Here is a 4,286-nt window from a genome sequence, read left to right on the forward strand (position 1 = left end):
TCTTCCAAATGCTTCGCCCCTACTAACAACTAACAAATTAAATTGGTGTTACCCAATATTTAATTCCTTGGATAGTTTTTTGTTGTAATCCAAATTTGGGTAAATCATCTTCACTCTGGCTTAAATAAGTCCAATGGGGAAGATCACTAACTACAGTTTGAAACCAACCATTTTCATTTAAAGCCTGTCTTTGGGTTGATGTTGATACTTGTAAATCAATTGCTAATCCCCACAGATGTTGTGACGTACCGGGGGGTGCAACTAAACCGAGAATTTTTGTTTCTTTTCCGGCTTTGACTCTTGCTAATGTTTCACTATTTGCGTATTTATTCCAAAATCTTAAATTAGTGGCAAAATTGCGAAGACAATCACCAGCATAACCTGATTTAAGGGGAATATTTTCTAAACTTTTCGCCTTATTTAAAGCTGCTGCTGCGGTTTTTTGTAAATAACATTCTTGAGTGCCATCTACTAAAGCTATACTCATTGTCTTCTGAAAAGATTTTGTTTCTGATTCGTTATCTAAAATCACTTTTTGTGGTAAATTAATTCCTGACTCTTGATTAATAAATACTGTTCCATAGGAACGTAGTAAAGTATATTCAAAAGTATCATCCTGGGGAATTGTGGGGATTTTTTGGGCAATTGTTGCTAAAAACCGTTGTTGATCATCTAATTTCTGATCGGGAATAAATGGTATATTTATAGATGACTTTGAATTGTCACAAGGTAAGCTGGAATTAGTTAAACATTCCTTGGCAATTTGGGGAGTTATTATTAACTGATCTCGAAAAACTTTATGGACAGAAACCAAGGTAACACTCACAAAAATAATTATAGTTACAAATGCTGCTATTTGCAGAATTGGTTTCATAAAAATATTACTTATTTTGAAAATTTCGATTTCATCATATCCCACAATTTCCTAGAATTTATGTTATTAAGACACAATGTCAGGACTCATATCCCCAACTTCTTCAAGAAGTCAGGGATCTGGTTTTTTGTCACTTGAGGTAAAATTAGTGTGTATAATTATAGGATAAAGTTTATTTGTTAGGTTACAAATAGTTATATTAACAACCTTTACACTTAATCATTTTTAACAAAATATGAAGTTAAAAAACTCCCGCATCCAAACTTTAATTATTTATAGCATACTCAGTGCGATCGCTATCGTGATGCTGTTTCCATTGTTATGGTTAATCAGCACAGCACTAAAATCACCAACGGAAAATATTTGGCAGTCACCACCCCAATTATTACCTAGTCAGCCAACACTAGAAAACTTCTCTAAAGTTTGGCAATTTTTACCATTCGCAACTTATTTATACAACAGTATCCTAGTATCAGTATTAACAGTTGGTTTAAATTTGTTGTTTTGTTCCTTAGCGGCTTATCCCTTGGCCAGACTATCATTTGTGGGCAGAAATGGGATTTTTATTGCCATTGTCTCCACAATTATGATTCCCTTCCAAATTGTCATGATTCCTTTATATATTTTGACAGTGCAACTAGGGTTGAGAAATAGTTACTTAGGAATAATTTTTCCTAGTTTGGCATCTGCCTTTGGTATATTTTTATTACGGCAGGCTCTAATAGGTGTGCCAAAGGAAATTGAAGAAGCGGCTCGTTTAGATGGTAGTTCTGAGTTAGGATTGTGGTGGCACATCATGCTACCTGCCATTCGTCCAGCGCTGATTACTTTGGCTATCTTTGTCTTTATTGGTGCTTGGAGTGACTTTTTGTGGCCTTTAATTGTCATCCAAGATGAAAGTTTATATACTTTACCCTTGGGGGTAGCTAAGTTAGCGGGAACATTTTCTTTAGATTGGCGGTTGGTAGCTGCTGGTTCAGTAATTTCTATTACTCCAGTGCTATTATTGTTTTTGTTTCTACAAAAATATATTGTTCCTACGGATACAGGGAGTGGAGTCAAGGGCTAAAAATACCGATAAAAAAGAGCTTAAATTTAGATTTAGAGCGAATTATTATTCCTTGTCCTTAAAGCGTATTTTAAAAATCAATGACCAATTCTCGTTTACAGTTATTAGTCTTAAGCAATGGTCACGGAGAAGATATCATTGCTGTTCGGATTATCCAGGCTCTACAACAATTATCTTCTCCACCAGATATTTTTGCTTTACCAATAGTAGGTGAAGGACGTGCTTATCAACAAATAGATATTTCTATGATTGGTAAGGTGCAGACTATGCCTTCTGGTGGTTTTATCTATATGGATAGCCGCGAATTAATGCGCGATCTGCGGGGTGGGTTGGTGCAGTTGACTCTTAATCAAATTCAATCTATCCGCAGTTGGGTAAGTTCACAAACCAAGTTAGGTAATCCCAAAGCTATTCTAGCGGTGGGGGATATTGTTCCCCTGTTGTTTGCAGCAGTGAGTGGTGCTAATTATGCCTTTGTAGGTACTGCTAAATCAGAATACTATGTGCGCGATGAAGCGGGATTATTACCGAGAAAATCAAAGTCCGCATGGTGGGAAAATTTTTCTGGTTCAATTTACCATCCTTGGGAAAGATGGTTGATGAGTCGTGGCCGTTGTCGGGCTGTGTTTCCTAGAGATGCTCTGACTACGGAAATTCTCAAAAAATGGCGAATTCCCGCTGTGGATGTGGGGAATCCCATGATGGATGGTTTGCAGAAGATTTTTACCGCACAACAGTTTTATCGTCCTGATGCTGAACTCGAAGAAGTGATTCGGCCTTTGATTGTGACTCTGTTACCCGGTTCTCGTGCGCCGGAAGCTTACAACAATTGGGAAATCATCATGATTGCTGTATCTGCGCTGACGGCTAGTTTACGACAACCAGATTCCATCTTTCGGGCTGCGGGGACGATGATTTTTTTAGGGGCGATCGCTCCTGGTTTAGATTGTAGTATTTTATCCCAAACTTTACACATTCAAGGTTGGCGACGGTGTGATCAATCTCCTTTAGCAATTTCTGACCCTGATAGCTTGACTTTTAACCAAAAAAATGCTTATTTTATCCTGACCCAACAAGCCTATAATGAATGCTTACATTTAGGTGATCTGGCGATCGCTATGGCTGGAACAGCAACAGAACAATTCATCGGTTTGGGAAAACCAGCGATCGCTATTTCTGGTCATGGACCTCAATACAACCCCGCTTTTGCAGAAGCTCAAAGTCGGCTTTTAGGAATATCTCTCACCCTCGTCAACCAACCATCACAAGTTCTCCCCGCTATCCAATCTCTACTCAAAAATCCTGACCTCTTACATGAGATTGCTGAAAATGGGTTGCAGCGCATGGGACGTGCAGGTGCAGCACAACGGATTGCAGAATGTTTGCAGGAAAAATTAAACTACCAACCCAGAACGTAAAGCCCGCACGGCTGCTTGGGTTCGATCATCAGCACAGAGTTTATTTAAGATATTGCGAACATGAGTTTTTACTGTACCTACAGTAATATATAATTTTTCGGCGATTTGGCCATTGCTGCAACCACCCACAATCAATTCTAAAATTTCCAGTTCCCTTTGGGTGAGGGGATAAGTTTCTAAAACTTGTTCATATTCTATTTCCAGAGCTTCGATTTTTACAGTTTTTGGCTTGTCCAATGATTGATGATCACCGGGGACACCTTGACGCATTTTTCGTAATACGACACTAGCGATCGCTGGATCAATCCAAGAATTACCATGAAAAGTTGCTTCTACAGCTTCAGTAAATTTATTAATACTTGTTTCCTTCATATAATAAGAATCTGCTCCCGCCGCAAAAGCCGCTAGAACTGCATCTTCAGTATTATTCATCGTCAAAATCAAAATTTTCGTCTGAAATTGTCCCGTTTCTGTCTGATAACGTCTAAATTTACGCGTTAGCTCAATTCCACTCATATCAGGTAAACCAATATCTATCACAGCCACATTTGGCTTGATTGTTTCTAAAAGTTTTAGTCCTTGAGTCGCATTGGCTGCCTCACCAATCACCTTAAAGCCGCTGTGTGACTGCAATTCAGTTTTGAGTCCCATGCGGGTTAAATCGTGATCTTCAATTAATAGAATACTAATCTCACTCATAAGAATACCCGGTAAGTGGGAAACTCAGCGGCTTTAGCCCTGAGAGGGATGGTATGGCTAACGCCACGCTACGCTATCGATATGGCTCACCAGCCACGGCACGGGCAGTTCGACAAGTGTTACAGTGAGCTTGTCGAACTGCTCACTGACCACGGTTTTAACCGCTTTGAATATTTTTTCATTACCGCCTTGGAGTTAAGAAATTCGGGGTACTTTTGTGGTGTAC

The 4,286-nt window shown here is 39.0% G+C and carries 4 protein-coding genes; 2 read left to right on the forward strand and 2 right to left on the reverse strand.

The window, feature by feature from the left end; all coding sequences use genetic code 11:
* Positions 1 to 37 precede the first annotated feature (37 nt).
* A complete protein-coding gene (locus FJR06_RS05120; RefSeq protein ID WP_041458202.1) occupies positions 38 to 874 on the reverse strand; it encodes a D-alanyl-D-alanine carboxypeptidase family protein in 837 nt (278 codons plus the stop codon).
* Positions 875 to 1,109: 235 nt separating this feature from the next.
* Here FJR06_RS05120 and FJR06_RS05125 point away from each other — a divergent pair, with 235 nt between their 5' ends.
* Both FJR06_RS05125 and FJR06_RS05130 read left to right on the forward strand, forming a co-directional pair.
* On the forward strand, positions 1,110 to 1,943 hold the full coding sequence (locus FJR06_RS05125; protein ID WP_168651001.1) for a carbohydrate ABC transporter permease: 834 nt from the start codon (positions 1,110 to 1,112) through the stop codon (positions 1,941 to 1,943).
* A gap of 80 nt (positions 1,944 to 2,023) precedes the next feature.
* Complete coding sequence (locus FJR06_RS05130) at positions 2,024 to 3,361, forward strand: lipid-A-disaccharide synthase-related protein (protein WP_015078445.1); 1,338 nt, start codon at positions 2,024 to 2,026, stop codon at positions 3,359 to 3,361.
* Here FJR06_RS05130 and FJR06_RS05135 read toward each other — a convergent pair.
* Positions 3,338 to 4,060 carry a response regulator transcription factor gene (locus FJR06_RS05135; RefSeq protein ID WP_015078446.1) on the reverse strand — a complete coding sequence of 241 codons (723 nt, stop codon included), beginning with the start codon at positions 4,058 to 4,060 and terminating at the stop codon, positions 3,338 to 3,340. The two genes, FJR06_RS05130 and FJR06_RS05135, sit on opposite strands and share 24 nt — an antisense overlap.
* Positions 4,061 to 4,286 lie beyond the last annotated feature (226 nt).

Source organism: Dolichospermum sp. UHCC 0352, assembly GCF_009711925.1.
GTDB classification, from domain to species: domain Bacteria; phylum Cyanobacteriota; class Cyanobacteriia; order Cyanobacteriales; family Nostocaceae; genus Dolichospermum; species Dolichospermum lemmermannii.

What these genes read in the sequence shown, in the direction of transcription:
- FJR06_RS05120 (WP_041458202.1), bottom strand. Translation starts at nt 874, where the DNA reads ATGAAACCAATTCTGCAAATAGCAGCATTTGTAACTATAATTATTTTT.
- FJR06_RS05125 (WP_168651001.1), top strand. Translation starts at nt 1,110, where the DNA reads ATGAAGTTAAAAAACTCCCGCATCCAAACTTTAATTATTTATAGCATA.
- FJR06_RS05130 (WP_015078445.1), top strand. Translation starts at nt 2,024, where the DNA reads ATGACCAATTCTCGTTTACAGTTATTAGTCTTAAGCAATGGTCACGGA.
- FJR06_RS05135 (WP_015078446.1), bottom strand. Translation starts at nt 4,060, where the DNA reads ATGAGTGAGATTAGTATTCTATTAATTGAAGATCACGATTTAACCCGC.